At 46.6% G+C, this 21867-nt stretch carries 18 protein-coding genes; 12 read left to right on the forward strand and 6 right to left on the reverse strand.

Annotated elements, in window-relative coordinates; genetic code table 11:
• The first annotated feature begins 2 nt into the window (after positions 1-2).
• Positions 3-647, forward strand: coding sequence for a DUF6266 family protein (locus OQY15_RS12215; RefSeq protein WP_265792039.1), 645 nt, complete (start codon positions 3-5; stop codon positions 645-647).
• 5 nt (positions 648-652) lie between these two features.
• Here the strand turns inward: OQY15_RS12215 and OQY15_RS12220 are convergent, their stop codons facing one another.
• From OQY15_RS12220 to OQY15_RS12240, 5 genes are all read right to left on the reverse strand, one after another.
• The gene (locus tag OQY15_RS12220) at positions 653-2584 is read right to left on the reverse strand and encodes a sulfatase-like hydrolase/transferase (RefSeq protein ID WP_265792040.1); all 1932 of its coding nucleotides are present in this window, start codon (positions 2582-2584) and stop codon (positions 653-655) included.
• A gap of 86 nt (positions 2585-2670) precedes the next feature.
• Complete coding sequence (locus tag OQY15_RS12225) at positions 2671-3438, reverse strand: SDR family oxidoreductase (protein WP_265792041.1); 768 nt, start codon at positions 3436-3438, stop codon at positions 2671-2673.
• 106 nt (positions 3439-3544) lie between these two features.
• Positions 3545-4462 carry a helix-turn-helix transcriptional regulator gene (locus OQY15_RS12230; protein ID WP_265792042.1) on the reverse strand — a complete coding sequence of 306 codons (918 nt, stop codon included), beginning with the start codon at positions 4460-4462 and terminating at the stop codon, positions 3545-3547.
• 59 nt (positions 4463-4521) lie between these two features.
• Positions 4522-5358, reverse strand: coding sequence for an SDR family NAD(P)-dependent oxidoreductase (locus OQY15_RS12235; protein ID WP_265792043.1), 837 nt, complete (start codon positions 5356-5358; stop codon positions 4522-4524).
• Positions 5359-5471: 113 nt separating this feature from the next.
• Positions 5472-6071, reverse strand: a complete 600-nt coding sequence (locus OQY15_RS12240) for an RNA polymerase sigma-70 factor (RefSeq protein WP_265792044.1) — start codon at positions 6069-6071, stop codon at positions 5472-5474.
• Between the two features lie 132 nt (positions 6072-6203).
• Between OQY15_RS12240 and OQY15_RS12245 the strand changes: the two genes are divergently transcribed.
• The 8 genes from OQY15_RS12245 to OQY15_RS12280 all read left to right on the forward strand — a co-directional run bounded on the left by OQY15_RS12245 (position 6204) and on the right by OQY15_RS12280 (position 18950).
• Entirely contained in the window at positions 6204-7337 is a 1134-nt protein-coding gene (locus OQY15_RS12245) for a FecR domain-containing protein (RefSeq protein WP_265792045.1), read from the forward strand.
• A gap of 239 nt (positions 7338-7576) precedes the next feature.
• Entirely contained in the window at positions 7577-10819 is a 3243-nt protein-coding gene (locus OQY15_RS12250) for a TonB-dependent receptor (protein WP_265792046.1), read from the forward strand.
• Positions 10820-10843: 24 nt separating this feature from the next.
• Positions 10844-12355: a RagB/SusD family nutrient uptake outer membrane protein gene (locus tag OQY15_RS12255; RefSeq protein ID WP_265792047.1), complete on the forward strand. Its 1512-nt coding sequence runs from the start codon at positions 10844-10846 to the stop codon at positions 12353-12355.
• Positions 12356-12357: 2 nt separating this feature from the next.
• Positions 12358-13347 carry an alpha/beta hydrolase gene (locus tag OQY15_RS12260; RefSeq protein WP_265792048.1) on the forward strand — a complete coding sequence of 330 codons (990 nt, stop codon included), beginning with the start codon at positions 12358-12360 and terminating at the stop codon, positions 13345-13347.
• Between the two features lie 44 nt (positions 13348-13391).
• Complete coding sequence (locus tag OQY15_RS12265) at positions 13392-14402, forward strand: pectinesterase family protein (RefSeq protein WP_265792049.1); 1011 nt, start codon at positions 13392-13394, stop codon at positions 14400-14402.
• 9 nt (positions 14403-14411) lie between these two features.
• Positions 14412-15329: an alpha/beta hydrolase gene (locus OQY15_RS12270; protein WP_265792050.1), complete on the forward strand. Its 918-nt coding sequence runs from the start codon at positions 14412-14414 to the stop codon at positions 15327-15329.
• Complete coding sequence (locus OQY15_RS12275) at positions 15326-17860, forward strand: glycoside hydrolase family 88 protein (RefSeq protein WP_265792051.1); 2535 nt, start codon at positions 15326-15328, stop codon at positions 17858-17860. Before OQY15_RS12270 ends, OQY15_RS12275 begins: the two co-directional genes overlap by 4 nt.
• Positions 17861-17918: 58 nt before the next feature.
• Entirely contained in the window at positions 17919-18950 is a 1032-nt protein-coding gene (locus OQY15_RS12280; RefSeq protein ID WP_265792052.1) for a glycosyl hydrolase 53 family protein, read from the forward strand.
• 22 nt (positions 18951-18972) lie between these two features.
• Here OQY15_RS12280 and OQY15_RS12285 read toward each other — a convergent pair whose 3' ends face one another.
• The gene (locus OQY15_RS12285) at positions 18973-19479 is read right to left on the reverse strand and encodes a GNAT family N-acetyltransferase (protein ID WP_265792053.1); all 507 of its coding nucleotides are present in this window, start codon (positions 19477-19479) and stop codon (positions 18973-18975) included.
• Between the two features lie 138 nt (positions 19480-19617).
• Between OQY15_RS12285 and OQY15_RS12290 the strand changes: the two genes are divergently transcribed.
• The 3 genes from OQY15_RS12290 to OQY15_RS12300 all read left to right on the forward strand — a co-directional run bounded on the left by OQY15_RS12290 (position 19618) and on the right by OQY15_RS12300 (position 21864).
• Positions 19618-20601, forward strand: coding sequence for an aldo/keto reductase (locus OQY15_RS12290; RefSeq protein WP_265792054.1), 984 nt, complete (start codon positions 19618-19620; stop codon positions 20599-20601).
• Positions 20602-20749: 148 nt separating this feature from the next.
• Entirely contained in the window at positions 20750-21223 is a 474-nt protein-coding gene (locus tag OQY15_RS12295) for a (2Fe-2S)-binding protein (protein WP_265792055.1), read from the forward strand.
• Positions 21220-21864: a hypothetical protein gene (locus OQY15_RS12300; RefSeq protein ID WP_265792056.1), complete on the forward strand. Its 645-nt coding sequence runs from the start codon at positions 21220-21222 to the stop codon at positions 21862-21864. The genes OQY15_RS12295 and OQY15_RS12300 overlap by 4 nt, the downstream gene beginning before the upstream one ends.
• Positions 21865-21867: the final 3 nt, after the last annotated feature.

Raw genomic sequence — 21867 nt, forward strand, 5'->3', positions numbered from 1 at the left:
AGATGGCACATTATCAACCAGGAGCCGCCGGCGAATTCCGCGGCAGGATGGGCCAGACGGTGATGTACAGGTGGCGCCATCTGAAAATAGGGCGGTCGCGTCCCAGCAAAACCAGTAAACCGCCGAAACTTGTTTCGAAAACACAACGCTCGCGGATGGGTATACTCTCGCGCTATATGGGGAGGTTTACAGAGGTGGTCAGAGATGGATTTCCTGTCAAAAGGAAAAACATGACCAGCATGAATGCCGCGATAAAATATAACTGGCATACGGCATTTAAAGGTGAATATCCAAACCTGGAGATTGATCCTGCAAAGATTCAGATCAGCAAAGGTACGCTGGACGACCTTTACCGGCCCGTGCTGGAAGTGCAGGACCAAAAGGTGTTGATACACTGGCAGGTGCCCAGCCGGCTCAGGCTCGGGGTAGAGATGAATGACCGGCTGCATGTAGTGGCGTTCCGCGACGGCCTGCGTCTCAGGGCATTCAGGTATCTGAAGCTGGCCGGAGTCAGGGGTGATGGTTCAGCAGACATCACCGACATCATACTCGAAGGAGAAACTACGCATGTATGGATGTTTCTCGTAGCTGCTGATGGAAAGAAATGTTCGAACTCCAGGTACATGGGATCGCCGGTTTTCGCATAAAACACTTACTGGGTAAATACCTCCCTGATCCAGTTCTGGTATTTCTCCTGCAGACGTTTAACCACATCGGGATGTTCCGCGGCCTCGTTCCTGGTCTCGGTACTCCCGTTTTTGATGTTGACGAGCATGAAGTTATCCTTATCCAGATCAGCGGGTTTCGATTCTCTCGGACTATGCAGCAGTTTCCAGTCGCCCTCACGAACCGCCCATTGCGGATTACCCTTGGCCCCTTCAAACTGCCAGAAGAAATCCTCGTGCGGTGATTTTGCCTTTGGGGAGGCAATCACTTGAACGAGGCTTTTGCCGTCAATTTTTCGCTGAGGCAAGGTGAGCTGGCAGTATGCTGCAAGTGTAGGGAACCAATCGATATTGGTCGAGAATTGATCCCTTACTGTATTTACTGGGATATGTCCCGGCCAGCTGATGATTGCAGGTGCGAGAATGCCCCCTTCAAAAACACTGAATTTGGAACCACGGTTTGATCCGGCATAACCGCCACCGCCAAAAGTACGCTCCTCTGTGGAGTGGCCCTGGTCGGCCTGGAAAACAATAATTGTATTGTCAGTGAGGCCCAGCTCATCCACCTTTTTTAGCAATAATCCGATCTTTTCATCCATCGTGGATACCGCGGCGGCATACATTCTGCGTGGTGCAGGCAGGTCCTTATAGTAATCACGCCACTTTTGCTCTCCCTGAAGCGGGTAATGCGGCATGTTGATCGCGAAGTACATAAAGAAGGGACTGGACTGATTGTCCTCAAGAAACTTACCCGCTTCATCTACCATCAGGTTTGGAAAGTATTTACCATCTTCCCATATTTCTGTACCGTTACGCCATAGGTCGTGCCTGTTTGGGCCGGCCCAGTAAAAGAAGTGGCTATAGCTGTCGATACAGCCGCCCATAAATCCGAATGAATAATCAAAGCCCTGCTGGTTGGGCATGGTTTCAGGGGAGTATCCCATATGCCATTTTCCGATATGTGCAGTTTTATAGCCGCCACTCTTAAAAAGCTCCGCCATGGTAAACTGGCTTCCTGGCATTCCCCCTTCGCCGCCCAGACTACTGGGGGCATTATTGTCGAGACCAGCCCTCTGCGGATACCTGCCTGTAAGTAAAGAAGCCCGGGATGGTGAACATACCGGAGAGGCTGAATGAAAATTGCTGAACCTCGTGCCATTTCGTGCCAGACGATCGAGGTTTGGGGTACTGAGATCTTTTGCCCCATAAATATTCATATCCAGCGAGCCCTGATCATCGGAATAAATAACTATAACATTAGGCTTGCCCTTAGCGCTGCGTATTTGCTGTGCATGCACACTTGCAGACCAGAAGATCAGGGATAGAATGGTAAGTATAAGTAGTTTTTTAACATTTTGTTTTCTCACGCGGCTAAGTGTTTCGCGTGTTAAGCCCAGGAAAGAAGCGATCATATAAAGGGGGATTCGGTTATATAAAGTGGGGTATTTCTTTACGAAATTGTCATAGCGCATATCGGCCGTTTCACTGATATTGCTGAAGATCCTATTCTGATGGGCTTCAAAGTTTCTGGTTTCCAGGTTGTCGATCATGACCTTGAAACTTGGAATAGTATCTATCAGGTGGTTGAAGTTTTCTTTAGTAATTACCAGCAATTCACTGTCTTCCAGCGCCTCGATATAACTGCTGGCAGGCTTGCCGGTGTCAAAGCTGGTAAAATCTGCAATCCACCAGTTTTCTATCGCAAACCTCATGATATGTTCCTGCTGATCCTGTCCGACGCGGAACTGCCGGAAACAGCCTTTCACAACAAAACCGATCGCATTGCTCAGCGTACCTTCTTCCAGCCAGTATTGGCTTTTACGGACTCTTTTTGGCACTGATACTGACCTGACCAGTTCCAGTTCAGTAGGGCTGAGACTACCCTTATCTACAAGATATTTTGCGAAGGATTCGAACATCGTGAAGCTTTTTTTCAAAGCTATTTAAATTCTGTAGTCCATCGCAAAATTTCTATAGAAAAATGCCTCTTAAAAAGACGCCATTATCAATTCATCAAACTGATGTTGGTCATACCTCCATCGGAAAGAATTTCTGTGCCTACGATAAATGCAGCATCATCAGATGCCAGAAAAGCTGCTGCTTTGCCAATATCAGCAGGTCTTCCCATTTTGCCGACAGGTATGGTATCTATCCAGAGTTTCTTTACTGCATCGATGTGTTCCTCAGGTACAATTTTACCAAATACAGGTGTGTCTATGGAACCCGGAGAGAGGGTATTCACCCTGATTCTTCTCGGTAAAAGATCCAGGGACAATCCTTTGGCGAGGGATATCACTGCAGCTTTTGCCGCCGCGTAAACTGTCATGCCAGGTGCGGCACGATGTGCGGCGCTGGAGCCGATGAGGATCACTGATGCTCCGTCATTCAGAAAGGGAAGGGCCTTCTGAACGGTAAAATAGGCGCTTTTTAAGTTCAACGCCATATACTGATCGTAATTTTCTTCAGTCGTTTCGCCAATGGCCGACATTGCTATGCCATTCACAATCCCTCCGGCATTCACTACCAGTGTATCAATTTTGCCAAACTGATCTGCAGTCTTGCTGAAGATGTTTTCCAGGTCATCCATATTGGTGACGTCACCTGTGATGCCAATAAATCCTTTGCCCAGTGCTTTCAGCGACTCATCGAGTGTCGACTGATTTCTGCCGGTGATCGTCCCTACTGCACCTTCATTTTTTAAAGCCTCTGCAACCCCGAATCCTATGCCGCTATTACCCCCGGTAACTACGGCTACTTTGTTTTTTAATCTCACGTTTTTAGTTATTTTGTATCCCTCAAAGGTGAGATGTCTGGGACGCGGACAGGAGGACATATATCAAAATACCATTGTGACAAATGTCAATTAATGAATTCCGTTCCTAATTCTGGATGAAAGTTTTCCGGTATTCCAGTGGCGAAAGCTCAGTTTTTGTTTTGAATAACTTGCTGAAGGACTGAGAGTGCTCAAAACCCAGGGCATAAGCAACTTCGCTAACCGACAGACGTGTACTCGCCAGTTTTTCTTTTGCTTTTTGAATCAGTTTATCATGGATATGCTGCTGTGCATTCTGTCCGGTATGAGAACGCAGCATGTCGCTGAGATAACTGGGACTGAGGTTCAGTTGCTCCGCAATGTATTGTACAGAGGGGATACCCTGGCTGAGCGACTGCTCATTGTCGAAATAATTATCGAGAATCTCCTCCATGCGCAGCAGCAAGTCGTTGCTCGCCGCTTTTCGTGTGATAAACTGACGTTTATAAAAGCGGTTGGCATAGTTGAGCAGCAGCTCCAGCTGTGAGATGATCACATCCTGGCTGAAATCATCTGTCCGCGCTTTGAGTTCCTGATCCATAAACCTGAAAATTGACATGATCGTATCTTTTTCAGATTCTGAAAGGTGGAGCGTTTCATTGGCGGAATAGGAGAAGAATCCGTATTGCCTGATCTTTTTGGCGAGATCATAGCCCAGCAGGAAGTCTGGATGAATCAGCAGCGTATACTCAGAGCAGACACTGGCATCATTGTCATTGCTGCCAATCACCTGGCCAGGGGAGGCAAAGAGCAATCCCCCTTCATCAAAATCATAATAACTCTGGCCATACTTCAATTTCCCGCTTACCTTAGGTTTGTAGGAGATTTTGTAAAAACTCAGCAGATGATTCTGGGGAGGGGCTACCCTTACAATAGCACCATTGATCAGACTGATCAGCGGATGAAGGGGCATGGGTAAACCAAATGACCGGTGGGCATCTGATAGTGACGTAAATTTCTGCGGACTGTTTTCGTCTTTCTTCATATATAAAGATATTAAATTGATAACCGCTGTTCAAACGGTTATCAATTAATGACTAAATTCTAACCATGAGCGGCAACTGCCACCTCTTCCCAGGCTTCCCAGGTAGCAATACGCTCAGCGTAAGCTTCACGAACGCCCGTCAGGTTATATTTACCTATATGAAGACGTAAAGGTGGGTTTTCAGCATCTACGACTTTGAAAATCGCATCCGGTGTAGCTGCGGGGTTTCCTCTGTCCATTTGCTGCAGGCTCTGGAAAAACTCAGCTTTGAAGTCGCCATAGATGTCCATGCCTTCGGCAAATTTCAGCGATTCCTGACTGCCAAACTCTGTGGCGTAGGCTCCGGGTTCGATGATCGTCACTTTTATCCCAAATGCTTTAATCTCTGCTGCGAGACTTTCGTGAATGGCTTCAAAAGCCCATTTTGATGAGCAGTAGTAACCGATTACAGGCAAGGTGACATGCCCGACATTGCTTGATGTACCCAGGATATGGCCATATCCCTGTTTACGTAAAATAGGAAGGGCGGCTTTGATCACTGCCAGAGGGCCATAAATATTCGTTTCATACATCGCCCTCACCTCATCTGCGCTGGCTTCCTCGATGGTGCCTACCAGTGAATATCCGGCATTATTTAAAACGATATCCAGACTGCCGAAGTATTCATGAGCCTTTGTGACTGCCTCTTTCACCTGATCGTGATTGGTTACATCAAGTTCCAGGGTAAGCACATTGTCACCATACTTTTCTTTGAGTCCGGCAATGCTCGACAACTGGCGTGCAGTCGCCGCAACTTTGTCTCCGCGTTCCAATGCAGCTTCTGTCCAGACCCTGCCGAAACCCCGTGAAGCACCTGTAATAAACCAGATTTTATTTTTTCCATTTTCTTGTGCCATAATCTATTGTCTTTGATTTTTGATAACACAAAGATGGACTGAGAGCACTGGGTTTTTGTAGTCTAAATCAGGACTTTTGTAGCCTAAATAAGAAAAATGTTTAAAGATCGGTTTTATAGCGTTCCTGTAATTCCAAACAAAAAACCAATAATCAGCACATCGTGTTTTACAAAGGCAATTCTGAGAAGCCTTAATGCTTTGCGCATGTGCTGTTCAACCGTGTTTTCTGATATCGACAGCTGTTCTGCCACTTCCTTATTACTCAGCAACTGTGCCCGGCGGAGCTGAAATACCCTGCGGCACTGTTCAGGCAGTTTTTCGATTTCTGTCCGCAGCAACTTCTCCAGTTCGCGCGTTTCTATCAGCGATTGCGTATGTTCTTCGGCCTCGTTGAAACTGTGTTTCAGCAAATTCTGATAGCGCTGATGCACCAGGTTGCGGCGATGCAGGTTAAGGATCTTGTTTTTTAAAATGATATATAAGAAGGCCATCGGCGTGGTCATCTTCGCCACTGAGACCTTGCTGTGGTAGAAAGAAATAAACGTATCCTGCACCAGCTCTTCTGCCAGCTCCCTGTCCCTGGTTTTGTCCAGGGCTATAGCCAGCAATTTGAGACTGTACCTTCGGTATAGAGATTCGAAGGCATCAGCACTGCCATCCTGCCAAAGCTGGATGAGCTGCACATCTGTTAAGCTTTCCTGTGGTTTGATCAATTTAATATTTGGTTGAGGCTAATGTAGTTAACCTCCTTTGAAAAAAAAAATTAATATTGAGTAACGGTTGCGTCAGGCTAAAGCGTATTACTAATATAACCAAGTATAAATATTGTGAAAAAGCCAACAAAGATGGAGCGTATAACTGCGCTGTTGAACGGTTTTCAGAAACGAAAGATCACCGTTCAGGAGCAGCAGGAACTTGATGAATGGTTTCATTCATTAAAAGCTGATCCTTCAGAATTTCAGGGATGGCTAACGGAAGAAGGGGGAGAAGAGCTGCTGGCAGAAAAACTGCTGCACCGTTTCAATCATCAAATTGCCAGAGAGCGAAAAAACAAAAAATATTTTTATTACGGAATTGCCGCATCACTGATCGCCATGTTATCGCTGGGCTATCTTTTCTTTCGGAAGCCTGCAGCTCCGGCACTGCAACCACAAATCGTAAAGGCGCATACTGCTCCGGGTGGAAACCGCGCAACACTGACGATGGACAATGGCGAAGAGCTGAACCTGAACGAGCAAGCTCTGGGTTATATCAATCAGCAGGCCGGTGTACAGATCTACAAAACCTCCGCTGGTAAACTGAGCTATGGCAAAACCAGCAGCCCTGCAGGAAAGAAGATGGCTTTCAATACTTTGAGTACGCCAAGAGCTGGTCAGTATGAAGTTGAGCTTCCGGATGGTACCAGAGTCTGGCTCAATGCAGACTCGAGGCTGCGGTACCCAACTGTCTTTACCGGTACGGAGCGCAAAGTAGAGCTGTCTGGGGAGGCTTATTTTGAAGTGGCCCACAACAAAAAAATGCCATTTAAAGTACGGACGGGTAATCAGGAAATTACCGTTCTCGGTACGCATTTCAATGTCAAAGGTTATGATGATGACAATGCTATTTCTACTACACTGCTGCAGGGTAGTGTAAGTGTGAGAAACCAGTTGTCAGGAAAAACCAACCTGCTTGTTCCTGGTAAACAAGCTACGATCAGCAAAACCAAGGGAGAAATTGAAATCCAGAAGGTATCCCTGGATCAGGTAATGGCCTGGAAGAATGGATATTTTATTTTTGAAGATCAGGACATTCAAACCATCATGAAGCTGATCAGCAGATGGTATGATGTAGATGTCGTATATCATAATAAAGGTCATGTGCGTCTTGGTGGTACTTTTTCGAAATCCTCGGAGCTGACATCCCTTCTCAAAAGTTTTGAACTGATCAGCGATCTCAAATTCGATATCAAAGGAAGGAGGGTGACCCTCAGAGATTAATTTTTTTTGCGGTAAGGGCAATCGATTGTCCTCGCTTGAAAGAGGTATATCATATATATCAGCCTGAAAAATCAGGGAGTCTTGCAGGACCCCCCGATGATTGTCTCCGAGAGACAAATTAGGAAATCCAGTGTAATTCTACTTTTACTCAAATTAACCTAAGTAACCAAATGTATAAAAAAAATGCTGAAACTAGAATCAGGCATAAGAGCAACCTTTTGTCACAAATTTTACTAAGGATGAAGTTCACTTTTGTCTTGCTTGCCCTTACTGTATTACAGCTGAAAGCGGCAATATTTGCGCAAAAAATATCTGTTTCCGTCAGGGATGCCTCCTTAACGGAAGTCATTTCCGAAATCAGAAAACAAACGAAAGTCAATATATTATATAACAGCAGTCTCTCCACTAAGCTTAAGCCCATCACGCTGAAAGTGAAGAATGAAGACCTGAGGAAGGTACTCGACCAATGCCTTAAAGATCAGCCATTATCCTGGCAGATATTAAATGATAACATTGTGATCACTCTGAAAAAAGAGGATTCCCCAATGGCAAAACCTGCGGAATTGACTGAACGCCTGAAAGATATTCTGATCAGCGGAAAGGTGACCGACGAGAAAGGTGAGCCCATCCCCGGAGCTACGATTAAAGTAAAGAACGGCACTTCTACTGCCATTTCAGATGGTTCCGGGAACTTTAAGATCACGACCCCGGAAGAGGCAGTACTGATCGTTTCTTTTGTAGGCTTTAAATCGCAGGAGATCCCTGTTAAAGGCAGAACTTCCATTTCGGTGAGCCTTGCTATGCAGGATAACGGATTGAATGATGTGGTCGTAGTGGGTTATGGTACCCAGAAACAAAAGGACGTCACCGGGGCAGTAAGTGCACTGACCTCGGAGAATTTCAATAAAGGTGCCCAGTTATCTCCGCAGGCTCTGTTGCAGGGCAAGGTTTCAGGAGTCAATGTTTCGCAGAACAGTGGCAAGCCTGGTACCTCCAATACAGTAAGGATCAGGGGTGGTACCTCACTGACAGGCTCTAACGATCCTCTGTATGTGATTGATGGCGTGCCGATCTCTACCACGGCGGGTCTGGGACAGGCCAATATCAGAGGTACGGGAACGGATGTGTTTGATCAGGAACCGATCAACCCGCTGCAAACATTGAATCCAAATGATATTGAGTCCATGACGGTCTTGAAAGATGCTTCAGCTACAGCGATATACGGATCACGTGGTGCCAATGGGGTCATTGTGATTACTACAAAAAATGGTAAGGCCGGCAAACCCATGGTATCTTATAACGGTCAGCTTAGTATTTCACAGGTGGCCAAAAAACTGCCCGTGCTGGACGCAGATCAGTACCGTGGTATTGTCAGTTCATTAAATCTTCCTCTGGCTGATGGCGGTACCAGCACCAACTGGCAGGATGAAATCTTCCGTTCGGCCTTTAGCAATGACCACAGCATTTCACTATCCGGTGGCTCTGATCAAACGCTGTACCGTACCTCAATTGGTTATGGAAACCAGCAGGGTATTGTGCTCAATTCGAGCCTGCAGCAAGCCAATATACAGACGAATATTACACACAATGCCTTAAATAACCGTTTGAAATTTGACCTGAAGCTTAACTACGGACAAAATAAATCGAATGTGGCTCCTATTTCCAATACAGTAGGAGGAGAGGCCGGCACAAGTATGAATTATGAGGCCTATGTGTTTAACCCTACGTATGAGGTGTATAATGCTGCCGGAAACTATAACCATGTGCCTCCCTTCAGGATCAATCCTGTATCATTTTCTACAGATGTGATCGATCAGAAAACAAATCAGCGTTTGCTGGGAAACCTGCAGACTTCCTATAAAATCATAGACCCGCTGAGTGTGAATGTGAGCCTCGGTTATACCCGTCAGAGTACTGACCGTAATTCATACATCGATAAGGATAATCCTATTGGCAATGGCTTTAATGGTTATACCAGTGTGCAGAAGTTCTTCGATTACAGTAAGCTGATGGAAACTGTACTCCGTTTCAACAAATCTTATGGCAAGCATGCGCTGGATGCCATCGCTGGTTATTCTTACCAGTATTTCTATGGTGAAAGTAACCGTACAGTGGCCTCAGGCTTCCTGTCCGATGAATTCAAATGGTTCTCCCTGGCTGGCGCAAGTACAGTAAATCAGATCGCCAGTTCCGCAGAAAGTAATACGCTGATCTCCATGTATGGGAGGATAAACTATAATTATGACAGCCGCTTCCTTATTACCGGGACCATCAGACGTGACGGCTCCAGCCGTTTTGGAGCGCTTAACAAATGGGGATATTTCCCTTCGGGATCTGTGGCCTGGAGGATCTCGCAGGAGGAGTTTTTTAAAGTGAAAGCCATTTCTGACCTGAAAGTCAGGGTAAGTTATGGGGTTACAGGTAACCAGGAGATCGGGAACTTAAATTCCATCACCACCCTCGGTCCCAGCAATAACGGATATATCATCGGCGGTCAGCGGATTACTGTTGTTCTGCCGCAGCAATTTGCCAACCCGGATTTGAAATGGGAAACTACTTCGCAGCTCAACCTGGGGCTCAACTTTGGTTTATTTGGCGACAGGTTGCATGGTAGCTTCGACTACTACAAAAAGAAAACTTCTGATCTTCTGCTCAGAATCGCCGTGCCGCAACCGGCTGTGGTGAGTACGCAGATTGCGAACGTAGGCAGTGTAGAAAACAAAGGTATAGAACTGGAACTCGGCGGAACGGCAGTGACCAAAGGTAAGTTTTCATGGGATGCCAGTGTAAACTTCAGCAGAAATCTGAACAAGGTACTGAGCTTGTCGAACGACCTGTATAAAGGCAGCAACATCCAGCAGGCACCACTGCAGGGTACTGTTTCCGGGGCGTTTGCGCAGCTGATTATGCCTGATTATCCGCTGGGAACGTTCTATGGACGCAAATTCACCGGACTGGACAATAACGGGATGGAAACCTACGATCCGGCAGGCAACCAGGTGCTGGGAAGTGCGCAACCGAAATTTATCTACGGTACCAGTCACAATTTTACCTGGGGAGCATGGGCTCTTGGCCTGAACCTGAGAGGGGTGCATGGAAACCTGGTTTACAATGGAACAGCAAATAACCTTGGCTACAAGAACAACCTGCCGGGGAGGAATGCCCTGCAGTCGGTTATCAATGATGGAGTATCGATCAATCAGCCAAAAGCATTCTCCTCACGCTGGCTGGAAAGTGGCTCATTCCTGAGAATGGATAATGCCACGATAGGCTACACGGTGCCATTGAAAAGTTCAAATATCTCCAATCTGCGCGTATTCGTTACCGGTCAGAATCTTTTTGTGATTACAGGATATAAAGGGCTGGACCCGGAAGTGAACTCGGAAGTTACGGCCTCGGGTACGCCACCGCTGGGGATAGACTACCTGGGCTATCCAAGATCACGTACCTACAGCCTTGGCGCCAGTATTACTTTTCAATAATTATCATTCCTAATGAAAAAGATCATGAACATATCATACAAAATACTTTCAGTTCTACTATTGGCTTTCATCGCCACGGGCTGTACCAAGCTGGATGAGGAGTCATTCGGACGGCTGTCACCTTCCACCTATTATCAGAATGAAAATGAGGCGAATTCTTCTGTTGCAGGGATTTACCAGTCCTTACAGCAGATGCAGGGCGTATCAAGCCCATGGACGATCTCTGTAGAGGGAACAGACGAATTTATTGTGCCGGGAAGGGCAAGTGGTGGCTGGTTCGACCCCAATAACATCGACATCATGCAGCATAATGTGAGGGCAGATAACCAGACGATAGCGGGTGCCTGGACAAACGTCTTTTCGGAGATCGGTATTGCCAATGCAGTTCTGGAAAGCCTGAGGTCTTCTTCTTCGGCAGACAAATTCAAGGTGCAGATTGCCGAGGCAAGGGCACTGCGCGCCTATGGATACTTCTATGCGATGGATTTCTGGGGCAATGTTCCGCTGGTGACGGTGGGAAAAATTGAGCAGAATAATCTTCCGGTAACTACAGCCAGGGCGGATATCTTCAGGTTCGTGGAAACTGAACTTCTGGAAGCAGTGGCAGACCTGCCGGCAGCAAACACGGTAGACAAGGCAACATACTATCCACGCCTGACTAAAGAGGCTGTGTATTCGCTTTTGGCAATGACCTATCTGAATGCGGAGGTATACACCGGAACAGCAAAATGGGCTGAGGCCATAGCGATGTGCAACAATGTGATCAATAGCGGTGCATTTGCGCTCGAAGCCAATGTGGTTGATAGTTTCAAAGCACTCAATAAAGGGAAAACCAGAGAGGTGATTTTTGCATTCTCAATAGACCCTGCCAGAAACTCTGGCAGCAATGCCTATATCCTGTACAGTCAGCCAGCACTGGATCAGCAGCGCTACAGCCTTCCTTTTGCACCCGCGAACGGTTTCTCAACACAAAAGGAGGCACTCGATCGATACGAAACGCAGGACAAAAGGATTAATCTGCTGCAATACGGCCCTCAGTTTAATCTGAACGGTACACCGCTGCTGGATACCAAAGGGGTACAGTTGAATCTGGTGAACTGCATAAGTTTTACTGCTGCTGCGGATAATGAAGGATACAGGGTGCTGAAATATGTTCCTGAGGGTGTAACCTGGACTGGCCCCTATGGCAATAACGACCTGATCCAGACACGTTATGCGGATATCTTGCTGACCAAAGCAGAAGCTGCCTTCAGATCGGGTAATACAGGTGATGCTTTGATGCTGATTAACCAGGTGAGGTCACGCAGCAATGCGACTAACCTGACTAGTGTAACCCTGAAGAACCTTGAAGAAGAAAGAGCCCGTGAATTTATATGGGAAGGGCATCGCAGGAGGGATATGATCAGGTTTGGTACGTATTTCAACACCACCTGGACCTTTAAAACTTCAATAGATCCGTTAACAAAAGGGATTTATCCGATTCCGGTGACACAATTGGCAACTAACCCCAACCTCAGACAAAATCCTGGATACTAATCATGATGAAGAAACACATTCTTACCCTTTGCGGCCTGCTTTGTTCAGTTTTAGCAATGGGACAGCATACCGAGTGGCGAACGGGTGTCCGTGACACGGGTTATAATAACCTGTCTGATTACCGGAACAACGTGAAACATTATCCTGACATCAGGCTGGTGCCGCCTCAGAAGTTGCCGAATGTTCAGGAAAAAATTGGGTTGATATATGCAGATGCAGGGAAACGTCCCTTGCATCTGGATGCTTTTTTGCCACAGGAGAAAAAGAAAAAAACAGCCGCCATACTGATTGTTCATGGAGGCGGCTGGCGCTCAGGAGACAGACGTCAGCATATACCATTAGCGCAACATCTTGCTGCAAAAGGTATTGCTGCCTTCACTGTCGAATACAGGCTCTCCAGTGAAGCCTTTTATCCTGCAGCCCTTCATGACCTGAAGGCGGCAGTGAGATGGCTGAAAGCCAATGCGAAAAAACTAAATGTGGACACTGCAAAGATTGCCCTGCTGGGTTTCTCAGCCGGAGGGCAGCTCGCATCGCTTGCAGGAGTAACCGGCGGCATTCCCAAACTGGAAGGCAGCATCGGTCAAGCAGGATATTCAAGCCGGGTAAATGCGGTAATAGACATCGATGGCACTTTGTCATTCATACATCCGGAATCCTGGGAAGCTCAGAATACCGGTACGGTGGGGCCATCTGCCTGGTGGATCGGTTATCCCCGAACTGAAAGACTGGATCTCTGGGCTGAAGCTTCGCCATACGAATATGCTGCACAGAACAGGACACCATTTCTATTCTTGAATAGCTCTGTAGAACGTATGCATGCCGGCAGAGATGATTTCAGAAAGAAAATGGACTCGCTGGAGGTGTATACGGAGTTGGTCAGCTTTAAGGATTCGCCCCATTCATTTTGTTTGTATGATCCCTGGTTTGATCCCATGCTCAATCATATCATCACTTTCCTGGGCAAGGTGTTTACCACCAGCAAATCTTAAAATCATCAGTTAAAAATGATATATTCCATTATAAAATAAAGCCTATGTTAATCAGAAAGATACTGTCGGTAATAGCCGTTTTCAGTTTGGTGTTTTTTGTCCGTGCTGCTGCGCAGGATAAGCCCCGTGTCATACGGTTTACGGTAGCCCAGGATGGTTCCGGAGATTACAAAACCATTCAGGAAGCGGTGAATGCGGTGCGCGACCATATGCAGTACCGCGTTACCATCAATGTAAAAGCGGGTACCTACCATGAGAAACTGGTTATCCCTTCGGCAAAGAAAAATATTGCCATCATCGGTGCCGGAAAGGAAAATACAATTATCACTAATGATGATTATTCGGGAAAGGCTTATCCCGGGAAAGACTGGGCGGGAAGTACGAAATATAGTACATATACATCTTTTACCGTACTGGTCAGGGGCAACGATACCATACTGGAAAACCTGACGATTGAAAATACCGCCGGGCAGGTAGGGCAGGCGGTGGCATTGCATGTGGAGGCCGACCGGTTTGCGGCGCGGAACTGTGCTTTTCTCGGAAACCAGGATACGCTGTATACCTCGAAAGACGGGCGCAATTACTTTGAATCCTGCTTGATCACCGGCACTACAGACTTTATCTTTGGCGAAGCCACCGTAATCTTTCAGGGCTGTACCATCCAGAGTATCAGCAATTCCTATATCACTGCAGCATCCACTACAAAGGAGCAGGAGTATGGCTATGTTTTCTTCGACTGCGTGCTCAGTGCCGGCCCGGCTGCGACAAAAGTTTATCTTGGAAGGCCATGGCGTCCTTTCGCAAAAACGGTCTTCATCCGTACGTCTATGGCTGCGCATATTGTTCCGGAAGGTTGGAATGCATGGCCCGGAGATCCTCTGTTTGCCGATAAGGACAAAACTGCCTATTACGCAGAATTCCAGAACTCCGGTGAAGGAGCGTCCACTGCAAAACGGGTGTCATGGGCCAGACAGCTTTCCAAAAAGGAGGCAAAAAAATATACTTTGAAAAATATCTTCGGCTCATGGCAGCCTTCATTTCCGTCCGCCATCTAGCTCAGCCCTATGAAGAAAATCATCATCATCTTATCACTGCTGGGATCGGTGGCCAGGGCCCAGGAATTTATTCCGCTCTATCCGCAGGGGAAAATCCCCAACTCCAAAGGCACTGTACATCGGGACAGTATTGCAAATGAAAGAGTGTACCGCGTTGCCACACCTGGAATGTATGCTTATTTGCCCTCTGCGCAGGAAAATAAAGCTGCGGCAGTAATTATCTGTCCGGGGGGAGGATATGAACGCCTGGCCTATGTGATCAGTGGTACGCAGCTGGCGAAATGGTTTAATACACTGGGAATATCTGCCTTCGTGCTCAATTACAGGTTGCCCAATGATACGGATCTCACAGAGCGAGCGAAAGCTCCGCTGCAGGATGCACAGCGTGCGATAAAGGTGGTTCGTGCAAATGCTGCCCGCTGGGGAATTAAACCCGATAAAATTGGGATGCAGGGTTCTTCGGCCGGGGGACACCTGGTAAGTCTTACCGGAACAACTCCCAGTGATATCGTCAAGATCGGAGATTCGCTGGATACTGTGTCTCCACGACCAGATTTCATGATATTGGTTTCTCCGGTCATTGATATGGGCATGTATGCACACAAAGGGAGCCGTAAAAACCTGCTTGGGGAGCAGGTAAACACTGATTTGCAAAAAGAGTATTCAACTCAGCTCAGGGTTACGCCAAAAACTCCCGTTTGTTTTATCGCCGATGCATTTGATGACAAGACGGTGGATCCTCATAATAGTCTGCTGTTCTATCAGGCCCTGCTGGAGAATAAGGTGCAGAGCAGCCTGCATGTCTTCCCCCAGGGTGGTCACGCTATCGCCCTGCGCAACAATCCCGGTTCTGCAAACCTCTGGACGGCACTGGCAGAAAACTGGATGATAGAAATGTCAATTATACCACAAGAACTTAAAAAATGATGAAAATACTAGCAGTCCTGTTTGCATTTACAGCCAGCTTAACTGTGCAAGCCCAGCAAACAAATCAAGCCTATTCCTGGGATAACTTACCTGTAATCAGCAGACCCGTCTTCAAAAAAGATACATTCAAGGTAGATATGAACAGCAAATCTATTCAGAAGGCAATCGACGCCTGTAACAGGAAGGGTGGTGGAACAGTACTTATCCCGGAAGGCATCTGGACTTCGGGTCCTCTCTATCTCAAAAGTAATGTCAACCTGCATCTGAACAGAGGTGCGATACTGGTTTTTACAACTGATAAAGACCAGTATAAGCTTGTTAAGGGAGAATATGAGGGAAAAAGTGCAGCCAGAAACGAATCGCCGATCAATGGCAGCAATCTGGAAAATATTGCGATCACGGGCGAAGGTATTATTGACGGGAACGGTGATGTATGGCGTGCCGTTAACGAGTCGCAGCTGACAGCAGAGCAATGGAAGAAAAAAATCGCTTCCGGCGGTGTGCTGAGCGACAATGGTAAAACCTGGTACCCCAGTATTCAGTTTAAGGAAAGCCATCAGAATAACAAAAGCATGTTGATTGCCCCGGGACAGGATTTGAAAAGTTTTGCAGGGATGAAAGATTTTCTCCGGCCTAACCTGCTGGTGCTCAAAAATTGTAAGAAGGTATTACTTGAAGGGGTAACCTTTCAAAATTCTGCGGCATGGTGCCTGCATCCAATCTTATGTGAAGATCTGACAATTTCAAATATCAGGGTGAAAAACCCGGAGTATGCACAGAATGGCGATGGTATTGATATCGAGTCCTGCAAAAGATTCCTCGTGGAAAACAGTGTGCTTGATGTGGGCGATGATGCGATCTGTATCAAATCAGGTAAGGATGAAGAAGGACGTAAACGCGGTAAACCTACGGCTGAGGGTATCATCCGGGGTAATACCGTTTACAGTGGTCATGGTGGTGTAGTGATCGGTAGTGAAATGAGTGGCGGGGCAAACTATATTTTCGTAGAGAACTGCAGCTTTATAGGTACCGATAAAGGTCTGCGGTTTAAGTCTACACGAGGAAGAGGAGGTGTAGTGGAGCATATTTATGCGAGAAATATTGTGATGAAGGATATCGGTGCTGAAGCCATCTTTTTTGATATGTACTATTTCGTGAAATTTGCCACTGATGGCAAACGTGACGAAAGGCCCGTAGTGAATGAAGGAACTCCGGTTTTCCGCAACATGAAATTTGAGAATATCAGCTGTGAGGGTGCTAAAATAGCCGTTTTCATCAGGGGCCTTCCGGAAATGAAGGTGCAGAATATCGCGATTTCCAATTCCAGATTTACAGCTATGGAAGGTCTGAGCATCACAGATGCTGAAGGAATCAGCTTTGACCATGTAGAGCTGAATATCCAAAAAAAGAAAAGTTCTGCAGCTTTGTCTCTCGGCAAGGCAATGGCGGCAACGATTATGCACAAATGGCCCGATTCACTGATCCACAAGCCGGGTGTTCCGGCGGTATGGTCATACGATCTGGGGGTTTTCTTTGATGGCATGGCAAGAATATATGAGCAGGAAAAGGACAGCACCTACATCAGCTATATGAGACATATCATGGATCTCTTTGTGGCTGACGATGGAACCATCAGGCGGTACAGGGCTACAGATTATAATATTGATTACATCAAAAATGGGCGCACGCTACTGTTCCTGTACAAAATGACGGGGGAGCAGAAATACAGGAAAGCGGCCTTATTGCTGAGGAAACAACTGCTGACGCATCCCAGAACCCGGGAAGGGGGCTTCTGGCATAAAAAGGTATACCCCCATCAGATGTGGCTGGATGGAATATATATGGGTCAGCCGTTTTATGCAGAATGGTCGTCCAGATTCAAAGAGAACAACTATGATGATATTGCCAAACAGTTTGTCATTCTGGAGAAACACGCACGTGACGACAGAACGGGTCTGCTTTATCATGGCTGGGATGAGTCCGGAGAACAGCGATGGGCAGATAAAACCACTGGCCACTCGCCAAATTTCTGGGGAAGGGCCATGGGCTGGTATGGCATGGCGCTCGTAGATGTGCTGGATTTTATCCCGAAGAATCATCCTCAGCGCCCGGTGCTTATTGCGATTTTGCAGCGTTATGTTGCGGCAGTAGCAAAGGTGCAGCATCCGGCGAATGGCTTATGGTATCAGGTGCTTGACCAGGCAGAAGTGAAAGGGAACTATCCCGAAGCATCTGCGTCATCTATGTTTGTATATACAATGGCGAAAGCTTTAAATCAGAATTATGTGGATAGCGCGTATCTCTCAGTTGTTAATAATGGTTTCCTGGGTATTCAAAAGCAATTCCTGACCTATGACAGCGAATCACATATACATTTAAACGGTACTGTACAGGTGTCTGGCCTTGGTGGAACGCCTTACCGCGATGGTACTGTTCCTTATTATCTGAGTGAACCTGTGATTACGGATGATGCAAAAGGAATGGGTGCTTTTATTCTTTGTGCAGCGGAAATGAGCAAGTTAAACCGATAATAAAGGAATAGGCTGATGAAAAAAGAAAAATGACTATCATTGTGGCAAATCAACCAAAATGAGAATCTCCCTACTTCTGCTGGCAATACTAGGCCTATCGGGCTGCACGGCTAAAAAATCTGTGATCACCAATAAATCCTCTGCTTTTGTCAAAGGCGCCGATATCGGATGGCTGCCACAGATGGAAGCTACAGGATATAAATTTTACAATGACGGGGGCAAAGAAGAAGATTGCTTCAAGATCCTGAAAGACCACGGTATCAACACCATCAGACTGCGCGCCTGGGTAAATCCTTCTGACGATAAAATCAACGGGCACTGCAGTACTGAGGAAACTGTTGCGATGGCGCTGCGGGCAAAAAAATGGGGCATGCGGGTGATGATTGATCTGCATTACAGTGATAGCTGGGCAGATCCAAGCAAACAGAAGAAACCACAGGCCTGGGAGGAGCATGATTTTCCTACCCTGATGACAGACGTTTACGACTATACTTTGGGTGTGATGACTGCGCTGAAAACTGCGGGCGTATACCCGGAATGGGTGCAAGTGGGTAATGAAACCGCTGAAGGGATGATATACCCTGAAGGCCATACCAAAAACTGGGGAACACTGGCACAGCTCATTAATAAAGGCTACGATGCAATCAAAACAGTAAGCCCTGAAACCAAAGTGATCCTGCACGTTGATCAGGGAAACAACAATCAGCGCTTCCGCACCTGGTTTGATAATGCCACTACACATGGAGCAAAATATGATGTCATTGGCTTATCATACTATCCTTACTGGCTGGATGGCAAACCGGACTATAAACTTTCCATCAATGATTTAGGTAATAACCTGAATGACATCGCCAAAAGGTACAATAAGGAGGTGATGATTGTAGAGGTTGGCAACGAGGATACCAAATCAGATAATACTTATGACATGCTGCTTGCTGTTATACAAAAAGTAAAAGAAGTGCCGGAAAATAAGGGGCTTGGGGTACTATACTGGGAACCGGAAGGTGCCAGAAGCTGGAGCCATTACGACTTGAGTGCCTGGGGAGAAAATGGAAAGCCAACAAAGGCGCTGGATGCTTTTATGAAGTAATAACAGGTCTTTGAGAAAGTATTTATTTTAATACTTTCTCAAAGGCTTTTCTTGGGCTACCCCTGAAAAACACCTCTCCGCAATAGATATATCCCATTTTTTCGAAAACACCAAGCATTGCGGCGTTATCATGATTGGTATCTGCCCTTACGCTGTATATGTTGTTGGCCAGTGCAAATTCATCAATCGATGAGAGGATTTTTTTTGACAAACCTTTTCCTACGTAATCTTCAGAGATAGCTACACGGTGGTAAACGACAAAGTCGCCATCGGTCTGCCACTGGCCCTGGATATCCAGATAGGCAGGTTCATCATTGATCAGTATCGCTGCGTATCCCACAATGGTATCAGCGTCAGCTAACACAAAACCATGCCCCTGTTCAATATCTTTTTTTACCACATCAGGATTGGGATAGCCGTCCTGCCACTGGTTACTGCCGTCGTTTTTTCTGCGTAGTATGCCTTGTTGTAAAATCTGCCAGATCTGATCCTGATCCTTCTCCGTTGCTTTTCTGAAACTATATTCCATGATGATATGATGCTAACCTTTTGTGCAAATATATTAGAATTATTGGAGGCCAAACAGTGAAAATGGTAGACATTACAGTAAATAGTATACTAGTTTTCTGAGGCAGAGGCCGGAACTTTGTCATATAATTCAAAGACAATGAAATATAGAAAATTAGGTAACAGCGGATTGGAAGTATCCAGCCTTGGATTGGGTTGTATGGGTTTGAGTTTTGGCTACGGACCGGCAACTGCTCATAAAGATGCCCTGCATTTGTTAAGAAAGGCAGTTGATCTCGGCGTGACTTTTTTTGACACGGCAGAGGCTTATGGCCCCTTTGATAATGAAGAACTATTGGGTGAAGCGCTTGAACCCGTACGCGACCAGGTGGTAATTGCCACCAAATTTGGTTTTGCAGGGGGCGACTCCAAAGCAGGATTGGACAGTAGTCCTAAACGCATCAGGGAAGTTGCCGAGGCAGCATTGAAAAGATTAAGGACAGACCGTATCGATTTGTTTTATCAGCACAGGGTAGATCCGAAGGTGCCCATGGAAGATGTCGCCGGAGCCGTAAAGGAACTGATCTGGGAAGGAAAGGTGAAACATTTCGGTCTCTCCGAAGCAGGCGTAACATCCATACGTAAAGCACATGCGGAGCAGCCTGTTGCAGCACTGCAGAGTGAATATTCATTATGGTGGCGGGAGCCTGAAACTGAGATTATTCCCACACTGGAAGAACTTGGGATTGGATTTGTTCCCTTTAGTCCGCTTGGAAAAGGTTTCCTTACCGGAGCGATAAATAAAGATACCCAATTTGAGAGCAGCGACTTCCGAAATATTGTACCTCGATTTTCTGCAGCGGCGCGCGAAGCCAACCAGGCTATGGTTGAGTTGCTGTCAAACATTGCGCAGGAGAAGGCAGCAAGTCCGGCACAAATAGCGCTGGCCTGGTTACTCGCACAGAAGCCCTGGATTGTGCCTATTCCGGGAACAACCAAAATACATCGCCTGGAAGAAAACCTGGCTGCGGCAGATATCACACTGAGCGCTGCTGAACTTTCTGAAATTGAGGAGGCTGCATCAAAAATTGTGATTGAAGGGGCACGCTATCCTGAACACCTGCAAAAAAGAGTAGGGAACTAAAAAACGTGATGGCGATACAAACTGCAACGGTATTTGCTACCATTTTCACTGATATAGAAGAATCGGGACGAGGATTAGGTATATTAGATCCAGGGCCGGAGAACCGGCCTTAACCTATCATTGAATATTTTACAAAACATGCTCTTGTATGATCAATCTTAATGTAAATCACAAAAAATATCGGATTGATGCCGACCCTGATATGCCATTACTCTGGGTGATCAGAGATATTATCGGGCTTACTGGTACCAAGTATGGCTGCGGCGTGGCACAATGCGGCGCCTGTGTGATCCATCTGAATGGTGAAGCGGTGCGTTCCTGTGTTACCAAGCTTAGTCGTGGTGCCGGGCAGGAGATCATCACCATCGAAGGTTTGTCTGCAAATAATAACCACCCTGCCCAGGTCGCCTGGAACGAAGAGAGTGTGCCGCAGTGCGGATATTGCCATTCCGGTCAGATCATGTCTGCCGCGGTACTGCTCAGAGAAAAGCCAAACCCTACAGATCAGGATATAGATGATGCCATGGCAGGAAATATCTGCCGCTGTGGTACGTATCTCCGTATACGGAAAGCCATCCACCTTGCCGCAGAACTGCAAAAGAAAGAAGGAGGCACCACATGAACAATCTCGTAAAACCATGGCAAAGATTTATGCCTTCCAGAACAGTTCTCATCATGGGGCTGTTACTCTATTTTGTCGGTCTGATGGCATTTGCCATGAACCACAAAACCGAGCTTAAAAAGGAGTTGCCCCCACATGTGGTCATCAGGAAAGATAGCGTCGCCTCTGTAAAAGCCTTTACCGCAGTATATAAGGTATTGATGAGTCCGCGTTGTATGAATTGTCATCCTCAGGGAGATATCCCCTTGCAGGGAGATGATAGCCATTTACATACCATGTTTCCGAAAAGAGGGCTCGAAGGGAAGGGTGTACTGGCGATGAAGTGTGCCAATTGCCACCAGCCAACCAATACACCGGGTTTGAATACGCCTCCCGGAAACCCCAACTGGCATTTGCCACCCGCAGACATGAAAATGGTTTTCCAGGGCAAAACTCCGCGTCAGCTCGCAAAGCAATTGGTAGATCCTCAGCTGAACGGACACAAAGACATGCAGAAACTGGTTGAACATGCCGATGACGGACTGGTAAAAGCAGGATGGAACCCGGGCGAGGGACGTTCTTTGCCTCCAATGAGCCATGCTGAATTTAAAAAAGCCTGGATCACCTGGTTGAGTACCGGTGCATATGCGCCCAAAAAATAACAT

This window comes from Pedobacter sp. MC2016-15 (assembly GCF_026239695.1).
Taxonomy (GTDB): domain Bacteria; phylum Bacteroidota; class Bacteroidia; order Sphingobacteriales; family Sphingobacteriaceae; genus Pedobacter.

What these genes read in the sequence shown, in the direction of transcription:
- OQY15_RS12260 (WP_265792048.1), top strand. Translation starts at nt 12,358, where the DNA reads ATGATGAAGAAACACATTCTTACCCTTTGCGGCCTGCTTTGTTCAGTT.
- OQY15_RS12300 (WP_265792056.1), top strand. Translation starts at nt 21,220, where the DNA reads ATGAACAATCTCGTAAAACCATGGCAAAGATTTATGCCTTCCAGAACA.
- OQY15_RS12270 (WP_265792050.1), top strand. Translation starts at nt 14,412, where the DNA reads ATGAAGAAAATCATCATCATCTTATCACTGCTGGGATCGGTGGCCAGG.
- OQY15_RS12215 (WP_265792039.1), top strand. Translation starts at nt 3, where the DNA reads ATGGCACATTATCAACCAGGAGCCGCCGGCGAATTCCGCGGCAGGATG.
- OQY15_RS12290 (WP_265792054.1), top strand. Translation starts at nt 19,618, where the DNA reads ATGAAATATAGAAAATTAGGTAACAGCGGATTGGAAGTATCCAGCCTT.
- OQY15_RS12220 (WP_265792040.1), bottom strand. Translation starts at nt 2,584, where the DNA reads ATGTTCGAATCCTTCGCAAAATATCTTGTAGATAAGGGTAGTCTCAGC.
- OQY15_RS12275 (WP_265792051.1), top strand. Translation starts at nt 15,326, where the DNA reads ATGATGAAAATACTAGCAGTCCTGTTTGCATTTACAGCCAGCTTAACT.
- OQY15_RS12265 (WP_265792049.1), top strand. Translation starts at nt 13,392, where the DNA reads ATGTTAATCAGAAAGATACTGTCGGTAATAGCCGTTTTCAGTTTGGTG.
- OQY15_RS12230 (WP_265792042.1), bottom strand. Translation starts at nt 4,462, where the DNA reads ATGAAGAAAGACGAAAACAGTCCGCAGAAATTTACGTCACTATCAGAT.
- OQY15_RS12255 (WP_265792047.1), top strand. Translation starts at nt 10,844, where the DNA reads ATGAACATATCATACAAAATACTTTCAGTTCTACTATTGGCTTTCATC.
- OQY15_RS12250 (WP_265792046.1), top strand. Translation starts at nt 7,577, where the DNA reads ATGAAGTTCACTTTTGTCTTGCTTGCCCTTACTGTATTACAGCTGAAA.
- OQY15_RS12295 (WP_265792055.1), top strand. Translation starts at nt 20,750, where the DNA reads ATGATCAATCTTAATGTAAATCACAAAAAATATCGGATTGATGCCGAC.
- OQY15_RS12245 (WP_265792045.1), top strand. Translation starts at nt 6,204, where the DNA reads ATGGAGCGTATAACTGCGCTGTTGAACGGTTTTCAGAAACGAAAGATC.
- OQY15_RS12235 (WP_265792043.1), bottom strand. Translation starts at nt 5,358, where the DNA reads ATGGCACAAGAAAATGGAAAAAATAAAATCTGGTTTATTACAGGTGCT.
- OQY15_RS12285 (WP_265792053.1), bottom strand. Translation starts at nt 19,479, where the DNA reads ATGGAATATAGTTTCAGAAAAGCAACGGAGAAGGATCAGGATCAGATC.
- OQY15_RS12280 (WP_265792052.1), top strand. Translation starts at nt 17,919, where the DNA reads ATGAGAATCTCCCTACTTCTGCTGGCAATACTAGGCCTATCGGGCTGC.